Source organism: Pelomonas lactea, assembly GCF_043555885.1.
In the GTDB taxonomy this organism is placed as follows: domain Bacteria; phylum Pseudomonadota; class Gammaproteobacteria; order Burkholderiales; family Burkholderiaceae_C; genus Pelomonas; species Pelomonas lactea.
The window spans coordinates 63,926-83,716 of the sequence record NZ_JBIGHX010000004.1; the positions used below are offsets into that span (position 1 = coordinate 63,926).

General features: G+C 71.7%; 15 protein-coding genes. 4 read left to right on the forward strand and 11 right to left on the reverse strand.

What is annotated here, in order from left to right; genetic code table 11:
• Positions 1-20: 20 nt before the first annotated feature.
• Positions 21-2,582: a cellulase family glycosylhydrolase gene (locus ACG04Q_RS13240; protein WP_394511404.1), complete on the reverse strand. Its 2,562-nt coding sequence runs from the start codon at positions 2,580-2,582 to the stop codon at positions 21-23.
• A 152-nt stretch (positions 2,583-2,734) separates the two neighbouring features.
• Complete coding sequence (locus ACG04Q_RS13245; RefSeq protein WP_394511405.1) at positions 2,735-4,435, reverse strand: GGDEF domain-containing protein; 1,701 nt, start codon at positions 4,433-4,435, stop codon at positions 2,735-2,737.
• Between the two features lie 38 nt (positions 4,436-4,473).
• Here ACG04Q_RS13245 and ACG04Q_RS13250 point away from each other — a divergent pair, with 38 nt between their 5' ends.
• Entirely contained in the window at positions 4,474-5,286 is an 813-nt protein-coding gene (locus ACG04Q_RS13250; RefSeq protein WP_394511406.1) for a DUF429 domain-containing protein, read from the forward strand.
• A gap of 9 nt (positions 5,287-5,295) precedes the next feature.
• Here the strand turns inward: ACG04Q_RS13250 and ACG04Q_RS13255 are convergent, their stop codons facing one another.
• Positions 5,296-6,339 carry an alpha/beta hydrolase family protein gene (locus tag ACG04Q_RS13255; RefSeq protein ID WP_394511407.1) on the reverse strand — a complete coding sequence of 348 codons (1,044 nt, stop codon included), beginning with the start codon at positions 6,337-6,339 and terminating at the stop codon, positions 5,296-5,298.
• A gap of 183 nt (positions 6,340-6,522) precedes the next feature.
• Here ACG04Q_RS13255 and ACG04Q_RS13260 point away from each other — a divergent pair, with 183 nt between their 5' ends.
• Entirely contained in the window at positions 6,523-9,198 is a 2,676-nt protein-coding gene (locus ACG04Q_RS13260) for a TonB-dependent receptor (protein ID WP_394511408.1), read from the forward strand.
• 8 nt (positions 9,199-9,206) lie between these two features.
• Here the strand turns inward: ACG04Q_RS13260 and ACG04Q_RS13265 are convergent, their stop codons facing one another.
• The 6 genes from ACG04Q_RS13265 to ACG04Q_RS13290 all read right to left on the reverse strand — a co-directional run bounded on the left by ACG04Q_RS13265 (position 9,207) and on the right by ACG04Q_RS13290 (position 14,024).
• Positions 9,207-9,524: a hypothetical protein gene (locus tag ACG04Q_RS13265; protein WP_394511409.1), complete on the reverse strand. Its 318-nt coding sequence runs from the start codon at positions 9,522-9,524 to the stop codon at positions 9,207-9,209.
• 70 nt (positions 9,525-9,594) lie between these two features.
• A complete protein-coding gene (locus ACG04Q_RS13270; RefSeq protein ID WP_394511410.1) occupies positions 9,595-10,428 on the reverse strand; it encodes a metallophosphoesterase in 834 nt (277 codons plus the stop codon).
• 56 nt (positions 10,429-10,484) lie between these two features.
• Entirely contained in the window at positions 10,485-11,405 is a 921-nt protein-coding gene (gene rocF / locus ACG04Q_RS13275; protein ID WP_394511411.1) for an arginase, read from the reverse strand.
• Positions 11,406-11,409: 4 nt separating this feature from the next.
• Positions 11,410-12,285 (reverse strand): LOG family protein, encoded by an 876-nt coding sequence (locus ACG04Q_RS13280; protein ID WP_394511412.1) that lies wholly within the window; start codon positions 12,283-12,285, stop codon positions 11,410-11,412.
• 66 nt (positions 12,286-12,351) lie between these two features.
• On the reverse strand, positions 12,352-13,101 hold the full coding sequence (locus ACG04Q_RS13285) for a HesA/MoeB/ThiF family protein (protein ID WP_394511413.1): 750 nt from the start codon (positions 13,099-13,101) through the stop codon (positions 12,352-12,354).
• Complete coding sequence (locus ACG04Q_RS13290; RefSeq protein ID WP_394511414.1) at positions 13,098-14,024, reverse strand: LysR family transcriptional regulator; 927 nt, start codon at positions 14,022-14,024, stop codon at positions 13,098-13,100. The genes ACG04Q_RS13285 and ACG04Q_RS13290 overlap by 4 nt, the downstream gene beginning before the upstream one ends.
• A 72-nt stretch (positions 14,025-14,096) precedes the next feature.
• Between ACG04Q_RS13290 and ACG04Q_RS13295 the strand changes: the two genes are divergently transcribed.
• Entirely contained in the window at positions 14,097-15,263 is a 1,167-nt protein-coding gene (locus tag ACG04Q_RS13295; protein WP_394511415.1) for an MFS transporter, read from the forward strand.
• A 99-nt stretch (positions 15,264-15,362) separates the two neighbouring features.
• Here the strand turns inward: ACG04Q_RS13295 and ACG04Q_RS13300 are convergent, their stop codons facing one another.
• Both ACG04Q_RS13300 and ACG04Q_RS13305 read right to left on the reverse strand, forming a co-directional pair.
• Positions 15,363-16,796: a S41 family peptidase gene (locus ACG04Q_RS13300; RefSeq protein WP_394511416.1), complete on the reverse strand. Its 1,434-nt coding sequence runs from the start codon at positions 16,794-16,796 to the stop codon at positions 15,363-15,365.
• Positions 16,797-16,983: 187 nt separating this feature from the next.
• Entirely contained in the window at positions 16,984-18,378 is a 1,395-nt protein-coding gene (locus tag ACG04Q_RS13305) for a metallophosphoesterase (protein ID WP_394511417.1), read from the reverse strand.
• A gap of 94 nt (positions 18,379-18,472) precedes the next feature.
• Here ACG04Q_RS13305 and pelA point away from each other — a divergent pair, with 94 nt between their 5' ends.
• Complete coding sequence (pelA, locus tag ACG04Q_RS13310) at positions 18,473-19,774, forward strand: pectate lyase (protein ID WP_394511418.1); 1,302 nt, start codon at positions 18,473-18,475, stop codon at positions 19,772-19,774.
• The last annotated feature ends 17 nt before the right edge of the window (positions 19,775-19,791 follow it).

Sequence of the window (19,791 nt, forward strand, 5' to 3'; positions counted from 1 at the left end):
GCCGCACTTTCCCCCGGGTGCTACTGCGCGTTCACCTTCAGCCAGTTCAGGTTCCACTCCTTGCCGACGGACTTCAGCCGCAGCGTGTGGTTGCCGGCCGTCATCGCAAACGGCGCGCTGGTCTGCGTGATCCAGGTCTGCCAGCCGCCGGTGTTGGGCACGGCCATCACGTTGACCGCCTTGACGCCGTCCACCCACACCTCGAAGCCGGTGCTGCCGTTGGCGGTGGCCAGGCGGTAGTCGATCGTGAAGTTGCCGGCCGTGGCGACGCTGATCTTGAACTCGATCCAGTCGTCCGGGTCGAAGTGGCCCACGTCCTGGCCGCCGCCGGTGTCGCTGCAGTTCTCCAGCTGCACGCCGCTCATCGCGGTGAAGGCCTCGGCCTGGATCGTCGCCGGCACGGCCACGGCCTGTAGCGTGGTGCTGGCGGCGTCGCTGTAGTAGCTCTCGTTGGCCGCGGTCACGGCCGTGACGACGTAGTAGTACGTCGTTCCGGCGACGGCGCTGGTGTCGGCGTACGTCGCGGCGGTCACCTTGTCGGCCAGCCTGGCGTAGTCGCCGGCCGCGCTGCTGGCGCGGTAGACGTTGTAGCCGGTCACCTTCGCGTCGGTGCTGGCCGTCCAGCTCAGCGTGTTGCCGTTGGCCGCCTCGGTCAGCTTGAGGCCGGCGGGGCGCTCGGGCAGCTGGAACACCTCCGGCGCCGTCGCGCTGACCAGCCACTGGGCCAGGCCCGAGTGCGGCTCGTTGGCCTGCGTCGCGTAGCTCTTGAACAAGGCCTCGATCTCGGCGACGGTGGCGGTCGTGAAGTCCACCTTGCCGTTCATGTCGATGACGTCCTTGCCGGGCACGGGCGGCTTGTCCAGCAGGTACATCTCGGCCCAGGTGTTGGCGCTGCCGTTGTCCTTGAACAGGCCGCTGAGCGTGTAGCTCCTGCCGCCCTGCAGCGTGATGGCCTGGTAGACGCCGCCGTTGATCTCGCCGGTCACGCCGGCCGGGCGCGTCACGCGCAGCACGGCGCCGTCAGCGCCCGTGGGCGCCTTGCCGGCGGTGGTGTCGTTGAAGTCCAGCGCCAGCGTGCCGCTGATGGCCAGCGTCGTCCAGCCGGTGTTGCTGCCGAAGCCGCCGTTGGCGATGACCTCCGTGTTGCTGGCCGTGTCGACGATGCTGATCTTGTCGAACGTGACGTCCGGGTTGCTGCCGCTGACCGCACCGGTCTTGATGACGAAGTAGTAGGTCTTGGCGCCCGTGCCGCCCACCTTGATCGTCGGCGCCTTCACGGCGCAGGCGTTGGCGAAGCTGGCGTTCCAGCCGGCGCAGTCCCAGGTGCTGGCCTTGGCGACCATGCCGACACCGGTGTCGATGTTGGTGTTGGGCGCGTTCGTCACCAGGCCCCAGGTGCCCTTGCCCGAGCCGCCGGCGGGGCTGACGATCTTGTAGGCCCACGACGTGGACGCCCAGCCGTACTTGGCATAGGTGTCGTAGGTGGCACGGCCGATCTGGCCGCCCAGGTCCAGCCCCGCGCCCTGCCAAGGCTGGAATTCGCCGACCAGCAGCGGCACCTTCAGCTCGCTGATCTGCTTGTTGTAGGCGCACACGCCGGTCGTGCCCGTGGGGCCGCAGCGCAGCCAGTCGCGGTGCACCGCGTAGGGCGTGTCGCCGGGGCGGTCGCCGAACAGGCCCGGGTAGGGGTGGATCTGGAAGGCCACGTTGGTCATGCCCTTGGCCGTCGGGTTGCCGTAGGCGTCGATGCTGCCGTAGTGGCTGGGCAGCAGCACGATGTGCTTGGCGTCGATGGCGCGGATGGTCTTGTAGAGGTCCTCCACGCGGGTCACCATCGCCTCGGGCGTGGAGCCCCAGGGCTCGTTCAGCGGGTCATAAGCGGCCACCGCCGGCTCGTCCTTGTACTTGGTGGCGATCTGCTGCCACACCCAGCGCGTGCGGTCCTGCGCGTCGGTGTCGGTCCAGTACTTGTTATGGCCGGCGCAGCCGGTGTGGTCGTTGGGCGTCTGGCCGCCGTGCGCGCCGTGCAGGTCCAGGATCACGTACATGCCGCGCTTCTTGGCCTCGGCGATGCTGGCGTCCAGGTATTTCCACGCGTCGGCCCGCAGCGTGCGCGGCTTCTTCTCGTCCTCGATGACGCTCCACAGGATGGGCAGGCGCACGACGTTGAAGCCGAAGGCCTTGAGCTGGTCCCAGTCGCGGGCGGTGATCCAGCTGTCGCGGAACAGCTGGATGAGGCGTTCCTTCTCGCTGTAGCCGAAGCGCTCGGTCAGCTTGGCCTCCAGCGTGCACTGGTCGGTCACGCCGTTGCCGCCCTGGCCCATCATCCAGAACTCCTGGACCAGCCAGTTGCCGAGGTTGGTGCCCTTCAGCAGCACCTGCTTGCCGTCGGCATCCACCCACTGCGTGCCGGCGGTCTTCAGCAGCGAGAGGCCTGCCGGTGGCGGCGGTGGGGGCGGGGGCGTCGTGCCCGTGTCGCCGCCGCCCGAACCGCCGCAGCCCGCCAGCGCTGCGGCGCCGATGAGCCCGGCCAGCGAAGCGCCCGATGCTGCGCGGCCCAGGCGGCCGGCAGCGTTTTTCAAGAACCCTGGTTGAAACACGTCTTGTCTCCGTTGTTGAATTGGAACCGGTTCCAATCCAGTATCGGAGACGCACTGCCGCCCTGTCAACGGGCGGAACGCGGGGGGGGGCGAATGGTTGGGGGCGTCGGCCGCCGGGGCCGCCGCGGCGACGCTCAGTCCACGTGCACGCGGTTGCGGCCACCGCGCTTGGCGGCATAGAGCGCCTGGTCGGCGCGCTGCAGCAGCTGGTCGGCCTGCAGCGGCGGCAGTCCGCCGGCGATGCCCACGCTGACGCGCACCACCAGCCCCGGCGCGGTGGCGGCCCAGTCGTGCTCGGCGACGGCCAGGCGCAGCCGCTCGCAGATCTCGGCGGCCTGCGGCGGCGAGATGCCCACCAGCACGGCCAGGAACTCCTCGCCGCCGATGCGTGCCATCAGGTCGGCGCTGCGCAGCCGGTGGCGCAGCAGCTGCGCGAGCTGCTGCAGCACGGCGTCGCCGACGGCGTGGCCATGCGTGTCGTTGATGCGCTTGAACCAGTCCACGTCCAGCGTCGCGACGCTGATGACCTGGCCCGCCACGCGCGCGCCCTCCACCAGCAGCGGCAGTGCGAACTCGGCATGGCGACGGTTGTGCAGGCCGGTCAGCACGTCCTCGTGGGCGGCGCGGTCCAGCGCGTTGGCGTGCTCGCGCAGGCGCTGCTGCTCGCTCTCGAGATGAGCGGCGCGAGCGCGCTCGCGGCGGGCATCGGCGGCGGCGCTTTCGGCGCGGGCCTGCGCCTGTTCCACCTGCTCGCGGATCAGGATGACCTCGGTCTGCAGCACCAGGTTGTCGCGCGTGATCTGCCGGTCCAGGCTCACCAGCGCCTCCAGCCAGGCGAGCGCCTCGCGGTACCGGCCGCTGGCCTTGTGCGTGTCGTACAGCGAGCGCACCAGCAGCCGGCGCAGCTTGGGCGGCGGCTCGGGGGTCGCGTTCAGCAGCGCCTCCAGCATGCGCGCGGCCTGCACGGGCTCGCCTTTCAGGCCCAGGAAGACGGCGCGCTGCGCGTCGGCCTCGATGGCCAGCATGCGATAGCCATGGTCGTGCGCCAGGTGCCCGAACTCATTGAGCAGCGGCAGCGCCTCGTCCAGCAGGCCGCCGGCCAGCAACGCGTTGATGAGGTTGGACGCGGCCACCGCCACCTGGTAGGGGCTGCCGGAGGCCTCGCGCGCCAGCGCGGTCGCCTGCTCGGCCGTGCGGCGGGCCTGGCACACGGCCTCGGCCAGCGTGGCGGCGTCGCCGGCGACGCGGGCCTCCTCCACGCAGCGCAGCCAGAAGTAGGCGAGGTTGTTCAGGCATGCGAAGCGCACCTCGGCGGCGCCTTGGGCCTCGGCGATCTCCAGCGCCTGGCCGACGGACGCCTGGGCCTGTTGCGGGTTGTCCAAGCTGGCGTAGGCGATGCCGATACGACACAGCGCCCAGGCCTCGCGCACCGCGTCGCCGGCGCGGCGTGCGGCGGCCAGCGCCTTCATGCCGGTGGAGAGCGCCTCGCGGCCCATCAGCAACTGGCTGTAGACGAAGGCCTGTGTCGTCAGTGCATCGGCGCGCAGCCGGTCGTCGCCCAGGCGCTCGGCCAGCGCCAGCGCCTCCGTGGCGCAGCGAGCGCTGGCGGTCAGCTGACCGAGGCGCGGGTACTGCTGGGCCAGCAGCGTCAGCACCGCACCACGGCGGTGCTGCTCGGCGGGCGGGCAGGTGGCCAGCAGCTGCTCCAGCGCATCGGTGGAGGCCTGGTAGCAGCCCGCGCAGCCCAGCTGGCGCTGGGCGGCCACGGCGGCGTCGAAGGCGGCGGCATCGAAGCCATCGGCGGGCAGGCAGGGAAGATCGAGCAGGTCGGACATGTGCGGCGGCGATTCTGCCCAGCCCCAGAATGCCGGCCATGCACGACCGCACCGTTTTCGGGATCGACTTCACGAGTGCGCCTCGCCGCGCCAAGCCCATCCGCGTCGCCGCGGGCCGCCGTCATGGCGCCGTCATGCGGCTGGACGGCCTGACAGCGCTGGACAGCCTGGACGCCTTCTCCACCTGGCTGGCCCGCCCGGGGCCGTGGGTGGCCGGTTTCGACCTGCCGTTCGGCCTGCCGCGCGAACTGGTGGAACACCTCGGCTGGCCCACCGACTACGCCGCGCTGATGGCTCATTACGCGGCGCATGACCGCGCCGCCATCCGCGACCGCTTCGCCGCCTTCTGCGACGCCCGGCCGGCGGGCGCCAAGTTCGCGCACCGCGCCTGCGACGGCCCGGCCGGCGCCAGCCCCAGCATGAAGTGGGTGAACCCGCCGGTGGCCTGGATGCTGCATGCCGGCGTGCCACGGCTCATCGAAGCCGGCGTGACCCTAGCCGGCCATCTGGCCGGTGACGAGACGCGCGTGGCGCTGGAGGCCTACCCCGGCCTGCTGGCCCGTGAGCTCATCGGCCGGCGCTCGTACAAGAGCGATACCAAGGCCGCGCAGACGCCCGAGCGGCTGATCGCCCGCAAGGACATCGTCGACGCGCTGGAGCAGGGCCGCACCCGGCTGGGCCTGCGCCTGAAGCTCAGCCATGCGCAGCGCGACGAACTGGTGGCCGACGCCAGCGGCGACAGCCTGGACGCCGTGCTGGCGCTGCTGCAGGCGGGCTGGGCCGCCGAGCAGCCGCGCTACGGCTGGCCGGAGGGCGTGGACCCGCTGGAAGGCTGGATCGCCGGGGCGTGACGCGCCGGCTCAGCGCAGGTGCTGCACCAGCCAGTGCTGGACGGCGCTGACCAGCACGGGCGACATGCCGTCCTCGGCCGGCGCACCGGCGCGGGGCGGCGGCACCGGGCCGGTGCGGTCCAGGCCGTGGGGCATGCCCGGCACCAGCAGCACGAGCGCATCGCGGTGGCCGGCCAGCGCGCGGTTGGCCGCGGGCACGCAGACGTCCGGCGACACGATCGTGTCCGCCCCGCCGTAGACCGCCAGCACCGGCGCGCCCGAGCGCAGCAGGTCCTGGTCCAGCGGCGCGTCGTACATGGACAGCAGCATCGGGTTGTCCAGCGCGGCGACGGCGCCCTGCGCCTGTTCCGCGCTCCAGCCCGCGTCGCGGAAAGCCGCCACGGCGGCCTCGCGCAGCGTGGCGAGTGCCGAAGCCGGTACCTGGCGGGCACGTCCGTCCATCCAGCGCGAGGTGGCCGCCACGATGCGGCCCCCGGTTTCGGCCGGCATGCCGGCGCTGACCAGTTGCTGGCGCATGCTGGCGCCAAAGACTTCGCCGCGCGCCCCGATCGGCGCGGCGAGCACGACCACACCCGCGATGCCGCCGGACGTGGCAGCGGCCAGCGGCAGCGCCCCGCCGCCCTGGCTGTGGCCCAGCAGCGCGATGCGTTGGCCGTCGATGTCCGCGCGGGACCTCAGGTAGGCCACCGCGGCCACGATGTCACGCGACACGACGGGCAGCGACTCGTCGAAGGCCCCGGTGGAGGCTCCGAAGCCTCGCTTGTCGTAGCTCAGCGTCGCGATGCCTGCCGCGTGAAGCCGCTGGCGCAGCGCGCCGTAGCCGCCCCGTCCCCACGGCCCGGCGCCGACGGCGAGCACGACGACCGGTGCTCGCGCGGCCGCCGCGCCGCCCGCCTCCGGCAGTTCCAGCGTGGCGGCGATGCGCACGCCGGGCTCGGTGTCGTACGACACCTCCTGGGACGACACCGCCCAGGCCAGGCTGCCCCACAGGCACAGCAGCACGCCCAGGCTCAGTCGCAGGGAGGCCAGGCATCGGTGGGGCGCAGGTCGCATGAGGGCTCCTTGGGGGACGCGGCGGTGGCGGGCGCCGCATCATCGCCGCCGTGACCGCGGCCAGGGGGCGGTGTTGTCCCATGCTGACACCGTCGCGACGCGTGCAGCGCCGGCGTGCGGCGCGCTTTTTGCTGCGTCGAGAATCGCGCCTTTCTCAACCAGCCCTTCCGAGGTGACCTCACTGTGAACACCCCCGTCCGCTCGCCCCTGCTGCCGCTTGCCGCGGCCCTGCTGTGCTGTTTCGCGCCCGCGTTGTGGGCGCAGGCGGCCACCGGCGACGGCGCGGCGGGCGAGGGGAAGGCGGCGCTGGCGCGCGTCACGGTCACCGGCTCCAACATCCGCCGGGCCGACGCCGAGACGCCCAGCCCGGTGCAGAAGCTGTCGGCCGCCGACATCGCCCGCACCGGCTACAGCACGCTGGGCGAGGTGCTGCAGCACCTGTCGGCCAACAACATGGGCTCGCTGGGCCAGTCCACGCCCGGCGCGTTCGGCGCCGGCGGCAGCGGCATCTCGCTGCGCGGCCTCACCGTGGGCGCCACGCTGGTGCTCATCGACGGCCACCGCATGGCCTCCTACCCGCTGCCCGACGACGGCCAGCGCGACTTCGTCGACATCGCCTCCATCCCGGTCGAGGCGGTGGAGCGCGTCGAGGTGCTGAAGGACGGCGCCTCGGCCATCTACGGGTCGGATGCGATGGCCGGCGTCGTCAACGTCATCCTCAAGCGCAGCCACGCGGGCACGACGCTGCAGGCCGAGCTGGGCGGCGCGTCCAAGGGTGGCGGCCGCATGGCCAAGGTCTCGGGCATCCGCGGCTTTGGCGACCTGGACCGCGACGGCGTCGCGGGTTATCTCGCGGCCGGATTCCGCCGCCAGGGCGCGGTGCTGCTGAGCGACCGCCCGGCGCTGGGCGGGTCGGACTGGACGCGCTACGGCGGCGAGGACCTGGGGCTGGTGGCCAACCCCGAGCTGCAGATCGCGCCCGAGACGCGCACCTACAGCCTGCTCGGCAAGGTCACGGCGCTGCTGCCGCAGGACTGGACGCTGTCGGTCTCGGCCTCCGTGCTGGGCAGCCGCGCGACTCAGGTGGGGCTGCTGAACTGGGTGTCGCCCGACGGCGGCATCATCACCTTCAACTTCGGCCCCGCACACCCGCAGCCGCAGCCCACGGCGCTGAACGGCACCAACGTCATCGACCCCGCCACCGGCAGCCCGGTGGACTACGAGTTCACCGATCTGCCGGCGCAGCGCTCGCGCACGTCCACGCAGTCGCAGCGCGTCGTCGCCGAGCTGCAGGGCGGCTTTGCGGGCTGGGACCTGCAGGCCACGCTGGGCCTGACGCGCGTGGCCACACAGCTGACGCTGAAGAACTTCGTCAGCCTGCCCGCGCTGCAGGCGGCGCTCACCAGCGGCAAGTACGTCATCGGCGGCAACAACACGGCGGCCGCGCTGGCCAGCCTGACGCCCGAGGGCCGCTCCACGTCCACCAACACGCTGAACTTCGTGTCGCTGCGCGCCAACCGCGACCTGATGAAGCTGGGCGGCGGCAACCTCGCGCTGGGCACCGGCGTCGAGTTCTCGAAGCGCTCGCTGGACGAGCATTTCCCCGACGGTTTTTCCGGCGGCGCGCAGGCCAGCAACATCTACGCGTTCGGCGTCGGCAAGCAGACCATTTCGGCCGCGTACGTCGAGCTGGCCGCGCCGATCACGAAGCAGCTGGAGATCGACGCCGCGGCGCGCATCGACCACTACGACACCTACGGCTCGTCCGTCACGCCCAAGGTCGGCGTGAAGTACGTGCCTCTCAAGCAGCTGACGCTGCGCGGCACGTATGCCGGCGGCTTCCGTGCGCCCAACCCGGTGGAGATCGGCACCAGCGGGTCCAGCGCCGGCTACCTGCCGCCGCTGGTGGACACGGCGCTGTGCGCGCTGGTCAAGCCCGGCGAGGCCTGCGACATCGGTGTCGGCGGCACGCAGCTGCAGCTGCCGGGCAAGGACCTGAAGCCCGAGAAGTCGCGCTCCATGACGCTGGGCTTCGTGTTCGAGCCGCTGCCGACGATGAACGTGTCGGTGGACTACTACGACATCAAGATCCGCAACCAGATCGTGTCGGTGGGCCTGTTCGGCCAGGGCCAGATCGACAGCCCGGATGCCTACGGCACCAAGCTCTACCGCGTGAACAGCCCGACGACGGCCAACGCCGCGCCGACGAGCGCCGACGACACCATCCTGTACGGCACCTACCCGTTCATCAACCTGGGCAGCGCGCGCACCAGCGGCGTGGACCTGGACTGGCGCCTGCGCGTCGACGCCGGCGCCTGGGGCCTGTTCACGCCGCAGCTGCAGTGGTCGCACATGATCCGCTACACCATCGACCGTGGCCCCGGCCAGGTCTACGAGATGGCCGGCACGCACGGGCCCAGCTTCGTGTCCACCAACACCGGCACGCCCAGGGACCGCGCGTCGCTGAGCCTGGCCTGGGCGCGCGGCCCGGTGGAGCTGACCGGCACGGTCAACTACATCAGCGGCATGAAGGTGGAGGACAGCAGCTACAACCTGCCGGACTGCGCGTCCGCGCTGTCCACGGTGTTCCCAAACGGCCTGCCCGTGGGCGGCTCGCCGCTGTGCCGGGTGCCGTCGTTCACGACGTTCAACCTGAACGCCAGCTGGCAGGTCACGCCGGGCCTCAGCCTGCGCGCGTCGGTCACCAACCTGTTCAACCGCGCGGCGCCCATCGACGCGTTCGCGTCGGGCTCCACGGGCGGCGGCGTGTCGTCGGGCGGCGCGCACTACAACCCGTCGCTGCATCAGGAAGGCGCCGTGGGGCGCTACCTGACGGTGGGGGCGACATACCGGTTCTGAAGATCGCGTTACTTGGGCCCCAGTGGCGGGCCGATGCGCACATCGGCCTCCTTGACCCAGACGATGTGATCTTCGCCCGCGCTGTCCACGAAGCCGACCTGCAGCCAGCCGTTGTACGTGGCGTGGATGGTCAGGTAGACGTCCGCCTGGACGGGGCGCTGCGTGACACGGCAATGCGCGGCGGGTGCGCTGTACCGTGGCGTGTTGCGGTCCTTGGCAGATCGCCCCTCCAGCGGTGGATGCAGGCCGATGACGTTGGCGTCGATCCGTTTGGCCAGTGCGGCGCAGTCTTCCCTGGCCGAGGCGACGGGTGAGAGCAGCAGCATTGACGACACCAGGGCAGCGCCCCGCCATGCGTGCGACGCTGCGCGGCGCCAGGGCCGCGACGTCATGCGCTCAAAGGTCAGGAATGACCTCATGCTCACCCGCCTGCGCCAGGTGGCTCACCAGCGGCAGCCCCGGTCCCCACGCATGGATGAGCCAGCCGGCCGGCTCCTGCGTGATGGCCAGCGGCGCGTCGGTGCGCAGGTCCAGCGCGAGCTGATGCGCCGTTGACGGCGCACTCAGCGCCGCCACGTGCGCCACCTGGCCCAGCGTCAGCCGGTGCAGGTGGCCGCAGACGACGCGCTGCACCTGCGGGTGGCGGGCGATCAGCGCCTCGAAGCTGCTCAGGCCTTGGCGCAGCGACATGGTGTCCATGACGGCCAGGCCGGTCGCGTGCGGCGGGTGGTGCAGCGCGACCAGCGTGGGCACGTCGGCGCGGGCGGCCAGCAGCGCGTCGGCCTGGGCCAGCTTGGCATCGTCGAAGCCACCGTCGGGGCGGCCGTCCTGCAGGCTGTCCAGCACGACGAGGCGCAGCGGGCCCGGCAGGTCCAGCGCGTATTGGAGGGCGGCGGCGCCATGTTCGCCGCAGTGCACCCCGGGCGCGTCGGCGAAGGCGGCTTGCAGCGGTGCGCGTGCGTCGTGGTTGCCGGGTGCCAGTGCCAGCGGCAGGCGGGCGTCGATCAGTGGCTGCAGCAGCTCGCGCAGCTGCGCGTACTCGGCCGGGTGGCCGGCGTCGACGAGGTCGCCGCTGATCAGCACGGCCACGGGCCGGGGCTGGATCTTCAGCACGCGCTGCACGGCATGGCGCAGCGCGGCAGCCGTGTCGACGCGGCCGGAGATCAGCCGGCCGGGGTGGGTGATGTGGGTGTCGCTGAGCTGGACCAGCAGGTAGGGCGTCGCGTCCATGGCCCGGACTCTAGCGGGCCAATCATGTGCATTTTCCCGTCCGGCCCGGCCAGGGCTCACTTCCTCATCAATGTGCTCTTGCCGAACAGCGACTCGATGAGGTCCAGCGCCACTTCGGCGGTCTGGTTGCGCACGTCCAGCGCGGGGTTCAGCTCCATCAGGTCCAGCGATGCGAGCCGGCCGGTGTCATGGATCATCTCCATGCACAGGTGGGCCTCGCGGTAGGTCGGGCCACCGCCCACGGTGGTGCCCACGCCCGGGGCCATGACCGGGTCGAGGAAGTCGACGTCGAAGCTCACGTGCAGATGGGTGTTGTCGTCCAGCGTCGCCAGCGCCAGCTCCATCGTGTGGCGCATGCCCATCTCGTCGATGAAGCGCATGTCGAAGACTTCGAGGTCCTGCTCGTGCACGAAGCGGCGCTCGCCTTCATCGACGCTGCGGATGCCGATCTGGCGCACCCATTTCGGGCTGATGGCCGGCACGTGGCCGCCGATCTCGATGAGCTGCTGCGGGCCGAAGCCGCACAGGCACGCCACCGGCATGCCGTGGATGTTGCCGCTGGGCGTCAGCGCGCTGGTGTTGAAGTCGGCGTGGGCGTCCAGCCACAGCACGCGCAGCTTCTTGCCGACGTCGCGGCAGTGGTGCGCCACGGCGGCGATGGAGCCCAGGCCCAGGCAGTGGTCGCCGCCCAGCAGGATGGGCATGCGGCCGGTCTTGAGCTCGCTGTAGACCGCGTCGTGGACGGCGGTGTTCCAGGCGACGACCTCGTCGAGGTGGCGGTAGCCCGCGACGGGCGGCTGCCAGGGGTTGGACGGGCCGGTCAGGTTGCCGCGGTCGACGACGTCCACGCCGCGCGCGCGCAGCGCCTCGGCCAGGCCGGCCACGCGCATGGCCTCGGGGCCCATGCTGGCGCCGCGCGCGCCGGCGCCGATGTCGGTGGGGGCGCCGATGAGGGAGACGTTGCGCAGTTTGGTCATGGCTTCAGGGAGAGTTGATGCTGGAGAGTTCGGGTTCGGTTTCGAGCAGGCTCCAGGCTTCCTCGGCCGTCTCGACGTAGTGGAAAAGCTTCTCGTCGCCGGGGCTGATCATGCCGGTCTCCAGCAGCAGCTCGATGTTGAGCAGCTTGCTCCAGAAGTCGCGCCCGAACAGCAGAATGGGGCGGCGCCGGCTCTTGCCGGTCTGGATCAGCGTCAACGTCTCGAACAGCTCGTCCAGCGTGCCGAAGCCGCCGGGGAAGCACACCAGCGCGACGGAGCGCATCAGGAAGTGCATCTTGCGCAGCCCAAAGTAGTGGAAGCGGAAGCACAGCTCCGGCGTGATGTACGGGTTGGGGTATTGCTCGTGCGGCAGCACGATGTTCAGCCCAACGCTCTTGCCGCCTACCTCGTAGGCGCCGCGGTTGCCGGCTTCCATGATGCCGGGTCCCCCGCCGGTGGCCACGACGACGGGCCGGCCGCGCCGGGCGCATTCGGTCGTCACGATCTGCGCGAAGCGGCGCGCCTCTTCGTAGTAGCGGCTCATGGCCAGCTTGCTGCGGGCGATGCGCAGCTGCGCCTCGTCGCCGCTGGCCTCGGCGACGCTGACCAGCGCCTGTGCGGCGTCGGCCGACAGGATGCGTGCGCTGCCGAAGATGACGACCGTGGATTTCACCCCCTGCTCGTTCTGCAGCAGCTCGGGCTTCATCAGCTCCAGCTGCATGCGCACGGCGCGCATGTCCTGGCGCAGCAGGAAGCTGTCGTCCTTGAAGGCCAGTTCATAGGCGCTGCCCGGGCCGTCGTAGTCGGGGTGGGGCTGCAGCGTGCGGCACTCTTCCCTGGCGGTCGGGAAGTTGCGCGTCGGGACGTCGGTGGGCTTCATGGGCGTGAGGATTGTGGGCAGCTCAGCGCTGGATTTTGTGCCCCAAAACGACGTTGCCGCGGGATTTCATCCGGCGCCGCAGACGGAGCACTGCGGGTCGCGCTGCATCGCGATCTCGCTCCACTGCATGCGCCGGCCGTCCAGCATCAAGAGCCGCCCGCTCAGCGGCTCGCCGATGCCGGCCAGGAGCTTGAGCGCCTCGGCCGCCTGCATGCTGCCGACGATGCCCACCAGCGGCGCGAACACGCCCATCGTCGAGCAGGCCATGTCCTCGAAGCCGGACTCGGGCGGGAACAGGCAGGCGTAGCAGGGCAGCTTGCCGCAGCGGCTGTCGTAGACGCTGATCTGGCCGTCGAACCCGATGGCCGCGCCGGAGACCAGCGGCCGGCCGTGCCGCACGCAGGCCGCGTTGACGAGGTGGCGCGTGGCGAAGTTGTCGGTGCAGTCGATGACGACGTCCACGCCGGGCACTTCGGCGTCCAGCAGCGTGGCGTCGGCCTTCGCGCTGAGCGCGCGCACCTGCACGGCCGGGTTCAGCGCCGCCATGCGCGCCGCGGCGGACTCGACCTTGAGCCGGTCCAGGCTGCCCATGTCGTGCGCGATCTGGCGCTGCAGGTTGGTCAGCGACACGGTGTCATGGTCCACCAGCGTGATGCGGCCGACGCCGGCCGACGCGAGGTACAGCGCGGCCGGCGAGCCCAGCCCGCCGGCGCCGATGACCAGCGCGCGGGCGTCCAGCAGCCGCTGCTGGCCTTCGATGCCGATCTCGTCGAGCAGCAGGTGGCGCGAGTAGCGCAGCAGGTCGTCGTCGTTCATGCGGGCAGGATAGCCGCGTCGGGCCACAGCGGCTCGGCCATGCTGGCGCGCATGGCCTCGATGAAATAGCGCAGCCGCGCGGGCGGCGACGGCGGGTTGGGATAGAGCAGCTGCACCGGCAGCGGCGTGCCACGCCAGCGCGGCAGCAGCTGCACGAGGCGGCCCTCGGCGATGTCCTGCTGCACCGACCAGCCCGACAGCAGCGCCGCGCCCAGCCCCTGCCGTGCCGCCTCGCGCGTGGCGTAGAGGCTGTCGGTCGCCAGCACGGGGCGGATGGCCAGGCGCTGGCGCACGCCGTCGTCGCGCTCCAGCTGCAGTTCGTGGCGGTAGAACGTGGAGATCGCGATCCAGGGCAGGCTGGCCAGCGCGTCGGGTTCGTCGATGCGCCGGCCGGCCACGAGTTCCGGCGCGGCCACCAGCACGCGCGGCACGCGCGCCAGCGGGATGGCGACGACGGCGCCCTCGGCCGTGCCGCCGACGCGAATCGCGCAGTCCAGCCCCTGCTCGATGAAGTTGGGGGCGGCGTCGTTCAGCAGCCAGTCCACGCGCAGGCCCGGCGCGTCCTTCAGCGCGCGCACCAGCGGGCCGACGAGGTGCTCCTGGCCGAAGGCATGCGGCACCTGAACGCGCAGCAGGCCCTCGGGCCGCGCCGGCTCGGCGCGCAGCGAGTGCTCGAAGTCCTCCCACTCGGCCGCCAGCGACTTGGCCCGCGCCAGCGCACGCTCGCCGGTGTCGGTGAGCCGCAGTGCATGCGTGGAGCGCTGGATCAGCGGCTGGCCGAACTGCTGCTCCAGCGCCTGCAGGCGCCGGCTGACGGTGGGCTGCGTGGTGCCCAGCTGGCGGGCGGCGGCCGACAGGCTGCCGGCCTCGACGATACGGATGAAGGTCTGCATCAATTGCAGGCGGTCGGAGGGGCTGCTCATGCGCACAGCGTATGGCAGTCAGTCGGGCTCTGCGTCTACCGGGGGCATTGGCCCGCCGCCACACTGCCGCCCATGAAGTCCGTTCCCACCGTCACCCCGCTCAGCCCCGCGCTGACGCTGCTGCTTGCCACGGCCACCGGCCTGGCGGTCGCCTCCATCTACTACGTCCAACCGTTGCTGGGCTTGCTGGCCGGCCAGTTCGGCGTGGGCAGCGCCGCCGTCGGCCTGTTGCCCACGTTGACGCAGCTGGGCTACGGCGTCGCCATCCTGCTGCTGTCGCCGCTGGGCGACCGCTACGACCGGCGGCGCATCATCGTCATCAAGGCCATGGGGCTGGTGGTGGCGCTGGGCTTCGCGGCCGCGGCGCCGGGCTTTGCGACGCTGTGCGTTGCCAGCATCGCCATCGGGCTCATGGCCACGCTGGCGCAGGACCTGGTGCCCGCCGCGGCGACGCTCGCGCCCGAAGCGGAGCGCGGCAAGCGGGTGGGGCAGGTCATGACGGGGCTGCTGCTGGGCATCCTGCTGTCCCGTGTGGCGGCCGGCTCCGTGGCGGCGCTGGCCGGCTGGCGCGCGGTCTATGGCGCGGCGGCACTGGCGGTGGCGCTGCTGATCCCGCTGCTGTGGCACAGCCTGCCACGCTTCGTGCCGGCCACGCAGGCGGGGTACGGCTCGCTGATCGCGTCGATGGCCGGACTGTGGGCGAAGTACCCGCCGCTGCGGCGCGCGGCGCTGGCGCAGGGGTTGCTGTCGGTCGCGTTCAGCGCGTTCTGGTCGACGCTGGCGCTCGTGCTGGCCGGTCCGGAGTTCGGCCAGGGCAGCGCCGTGGCCGGCGCATTCGGGCTGGCCGGTGCGGCGGGCGCGCTGGCCGCGCCGCTGGCCGGCGGCCTGGCTGACCGGCGCGGGCCGCAGGCCGTCATCCGCGCGGGCGCGCTGCTGGTGTTCGTTGCGTTCGCGGTGCAGGCCGTGGCGCCGGCGTCGCTGTGGCTGCTGGTGGCGGTGGCCGTGGTGTTCGACCTGGGCGTGCAGGCCGCGCTGGTGTCGCACCAGAGCGTGGTCTACGGGCTGGACCCCGCCTCGCGCAGCCGGCTCAATGCGGTGCTGGTCAGCGTGATGTTCCTGGGCATGGCCGGCGGCGCGGCGCTCGCGGCGATGCTGCTGGCCCAGCTCGGGTGGCGAGCCGTGCCGTTGCTGGGCGCGGTGGCGGCGCTGGGCGCTCTGGCGGTGGCGCGCCGGCGCTGAGGGCCAGCGCTGAGGGCCAGCGCTGAGGGCCGGGCGCCTTGCCAAAGAAAAACGGGCCTCGTGAAGAGGCCCGTTGTCTTTGCGGCGGGTCGCCGAAGCTTACTCGGTCGTCTTGGCTTCCGCCTTGCGCTCCAGCGGTGCCTTGGAGGCGATGACCGGCTGGCCCTTGAGCTTGTTGAGCGCCTGCATCAGCGGGAAGTCTTCGGCCGAGCCGAACTCGGGCAGTGGCTTGGGCGGCTCGGCGCGCTTGGCGTACTCGGCTTCCAGCTTCTGGCGGGCTTCCTCGCGGGCCTTCTGGCGCGCCTCGTTGTCCTCGGGGCCGTTGTTCAGGTGCTTCTCCAGGTCGGCCTCGCGCATGCGCAGCGCCGCGAAGACGTTGCCCTCGGCGGTCTCGTCCAGTTGCACGTCCGGCACGATGCCCTTGGCCTGGATGGAGCGGCCGCTGGGCGTGTAGTAGCGGGCGGTCGTGATCTTGAGGGCCGTCTCCGGGCTCAGCTGGCGGATGGTCTGCACCGAGCCCTTGCCGAAGGTCTGTGCACCCATGATGGTGGCGCGCTTGTGATCCTGCAGCGCGCCAGCCACGATCTCGCTGGCGCTGGCCGAACCTTCGTTCACCAGCACCACCAGCGGCACATTCTTCAGCGCGGCAGGCAGGCGCTTGATCGGGTCGTCGCCACCGCGGCGGCGGTAGTCCTCGGGGTCGGCCTTGTAGGTGGCCTTGGATTCAGGGATCTGGCCGTTGGTGGACACCACTTCCACGCCCTTGGGCAGGAAGGCCGCCGAGATGGCGACGGCGCCGTCCAGCAGGCCACCGGGGTCGTTGCGCAGGTCCAGCACCAGGCCCTTGAGGTTGGGTTCCTGCTTGTAGATCTCCTCGAGCTTCTTGGCGAAGTCGTCGACGGTGCGGTCCTGGAACTGGCTGACACGCAGCCAGGCATAGCCAGGCTCCACGACCTTGGCGCGCACGCTCTGGACCTTGATCTCCTCGCGGACGATGGTCACCGGGAAGGTGCGGTTCTCGGACTTGCGGTAGATCGTCAGGCTGACCTTGGTGGCCGGGTCGCCGCGCATCTTCTTGACGGCCTGGTCGATGCCCAGGCCGCGCACAGCGGTGTCGTCGATGCGGCTGATCAGGTCGCCGCTCTTCAGGCCGGCGCGGAAGGCGGGCGAGCCTTCGATGGGCGAGACGATCTTGACCAGGCCATCTTCCATGCCGATCTCGATGCCCACGCCGACGAACTTGCCGGACGTGCCTTCGCGGAATTCCTTGAAGCTCTTCTTGTCGAAGAACTGGGAGTGCGGGTCCAGCCCGGCGACCATGCCGCTGATGGCGTCGTTGATGAGCTTCTTCTCGTCGACCTGCTCGACGTACTCCGCCTTCACGAGGCCGAAGACCGCCGCGAGCTGCTGCATTTCGTCCAGTGGTAGCGGGGACAGGCTGCTGCGCGCGTTGGCCTGCAGCTGCATCGTGGTGAGGGCGCCTGCGACGGCGCCGAGGGCAACCCAACCCGCGACTTTCAATTTGGAGCTCATGAAGCCGAGTCCTCTATCAACGTGATCCTGTCGAAACAGCTTGACAGGTGGGGCCGAGTGTAGCCCTGGGGGTTGCAATCGATCGGCGATTTACCCGACAGAAACCCTTCAATTCAAGGTCGCAGTGACGGATTGCGCGGGCGTTACGAGTGCATCCGAAGGTGCCGAAAGTCAGCGCGCCACGGGCTCACCAGCAGCGCAGCTTCTGGCCCGCGAGCGCGCAGCTGGACAGCGGCTGCCCCAGCGTGTCATAGGCCTCCAGGCGCCAGCCCTGTGGCGTGGCGCTGAGCAGCGAGAGGCCGAAGTCGGTGTGGGCGTGGAAGGTCTCCGGCCGCGCGCCCGGCAGCGGCTCCATCGCCAGCGCCGCGGCGGCGTCGATGCGGCCGGAGGCGGCCGATCCGCCATTGCCGATGACGAGGCTGGCCGGCTGGTTGGACATGAAGCCCATCGCCTGGTGGATGTGCAGATGGCCATGCAGCGTGGCCTGCACACCCGGTGGCAGCAGCCGCGGACCGAAGGCGTCCTGCAGCAGCGGCGTGAGGCCGGAGCGCACGAAGCCCGGGCGGCCCGTCGGGCTGGGGTTGAAGGCCAGGCTGGGGTGGTGGCTGAGGAACAGGCTCTGCGCGCGTTGTGTGGCGATGCCGGCGACCCGGTCCAGCTGCTGGCGCCAGCGCGTCCAGGCGGGCGAGCCGGGCGGTGGTGCGCTGCTGCCGACCTCGGCGGAATCGAACACGATGAGCTGGCTGCGCGGCGACAGCGGCACGGCGAACGGCGCCGTGAAGTCCCCCGCGTTGACGGTGCCGGCGGCGTCGGCCTCGCAGGCGCGCGCCGGCCCGGGCTCGGCGTCCAGATAGCGCAGCCAGCCCTGACCGGCGCGCGCGCAGGCTTCGTGGTTGCCGCGCACGAACACCCAGGGCGCCGCGGCCAGCAGCGCCTGCGCGGGCGCGAAGAAGTCGGCCTGCCAGGCGTCGTCGCCATAGCCCCAGGGGCTGTTGGCGCAGCCGGCCATGCCGGACGGGCAGGGGCTTTCGCGGTAGTGGTAGTCGCCGACGTGGATGACGAGGTCGGGCTGCAGCGCCAGCGCCCGCGCCAGCACGCGCGGGAAGGGCCAGCGGGCGGCGTCGTTGCAGGCCTGGAAGTCGCGCGCGGACGCCTTCAGCCGGCATCCGGTGTCGCCCATGACGACGATGCGGCGCAGCTCGGCTGCGGGTGCACGCAGCGTGATGCCACCCACCTGCACGCTGGCGGCGCCATCCGGCCAGGGCGCTTCGCAGGCGCGCAGCGTGAAGCTCGTGGGCTTGGCCTGCGGCTGCTTGTTGCCGGGTGGTGGCGGCTCGTCGCCGGGGGCGCTGCGCTGCGCCATCGGAGCGCTGCCGCCGGCCCAGCTCAGCGTGGGGCAGGTCTCGCCCGTCAGCGCGCGCACGGCCCAGCCGGGGCCCGCAACCGCCTGCACCCAGGCCTGCTGCAGACCCACGGGCTGCGCGGCACGCACGGGCGGCGCTGCAGGCGGCTGCGGCGGTGCGGCGCAGCCGGCGATGGCCAGCAGCGATGCCGCCAGCGTGAAACGCGCGCGATGAATCATGTGTCGATCAACTGTGTGAGCGGCGCAAGGTTAGCGCCCTGGCGCCGCCGCGGCGCCGGTAGATTGCCGGCCGATGCCAACTTTGCCGTCCGCCATGCCTGCCGTCCGCCGTCTCGTCCCGCTCGTCCTGGCCCTGTCCTCGTCGGTGTTCGCCGCCCAGATCGGCACCATCCCGCCCGCGGAGTCGCTGACGGCCACCCGCGTGGCTGCGCTGCCCGCCGGCAGCCGCCCGGCCTGGGCGGACTATGTCGCCCGCTCCGACGCCCAGCGCGCTGCCGACCGCGCCGCGCTGGCCGCGGAGCGTGACGGGCTGGCCACGCTGCCGCCGCCACCTGCCGGCGGTCACGGCGAGGCGAGCATGCCGCTGGACAAGCCCGCCGCCTGGTACGGCAGCGACGCCGCGCTGCGGGTGGCGGGCAACATCCTGAGCTTCCAGACCCCGGCCGGTGGCTGGGGCAAGAACCAGCCGCGCGACCAGCCGCCGCGCCTGCGTGGCCAGGCGTTTGTCGCCGACAACAACTCCAAGCGCGCCACGCCCGGCGACTACGACCTCGCCCAGAACCCGCTGTGGAGCTATGTCGGCACCATCGACAACGACGCGACGATCACGGAGATCCGCTTCCTGGCCCGCGTCGCCGCGCAGCTGCCGGGCGAGGCCGGCGAGCCGTACCGCCAGGGCGCGCAGCGCGGCGTGGCCTATCTGCTGGCGGCGCAGTTCCCCAACGGCGGCTGGCCGCAGGTGTGGCCGCTGCAGGGCGGCTATCACGACGCGATCACGATGAACGACGACGCCGTCGTCGAGGTGATGGAGCTGATGGGCGTGGTGGCGCGCGGCGATGCGGACCTGGGTTTTCTGCCCGCGTCGATGCGGAGCGCCGCCGGCGCGGCCGAGGCCAGGGCGCTGCAGCTGCTGCTGACGATGCAGATCCGCATCGAAGGCAGGCCGACGCTGTGGGGCCAGCAGCACGACCCGCTGACGCTGCTGCCGGCGTCGGCCCGCAACTACGAGCCGCCGGCGCTGAGCAGCAGCGAGAGCGCCCGCGCGCTGATCTATCTGATGAGCCTGCCCGGGCCGTCGCCGGCCGTCGTCGAGGCGGTGCAGGGCGGCGTTGCGACGCTGAGGGCGCTGCCCGTGCGGGACCGGGCCTGGGTCAAGGTCGACGAGGCCCAGGGCCGCCGCCTGGTCGAGCGGCCCGGCGCCGGTCCGCTGTGGGCGCGCTACTACGACATGAAGACGCTCAGGCCCGTCTTCGGCGACCGCGACAAGAGCCTGCATGACGACGTCAACGACATCAGCCTGGAGCGCCGCAACGGCTACAACTGGTGGGGCACGGGGCCGGCGAAGGCGCTGGCGGCCTACGACGCCTGGGCCGCGAAGTGGGTGAAGACGCCCTGACGGCCCGGCCCGTTGCC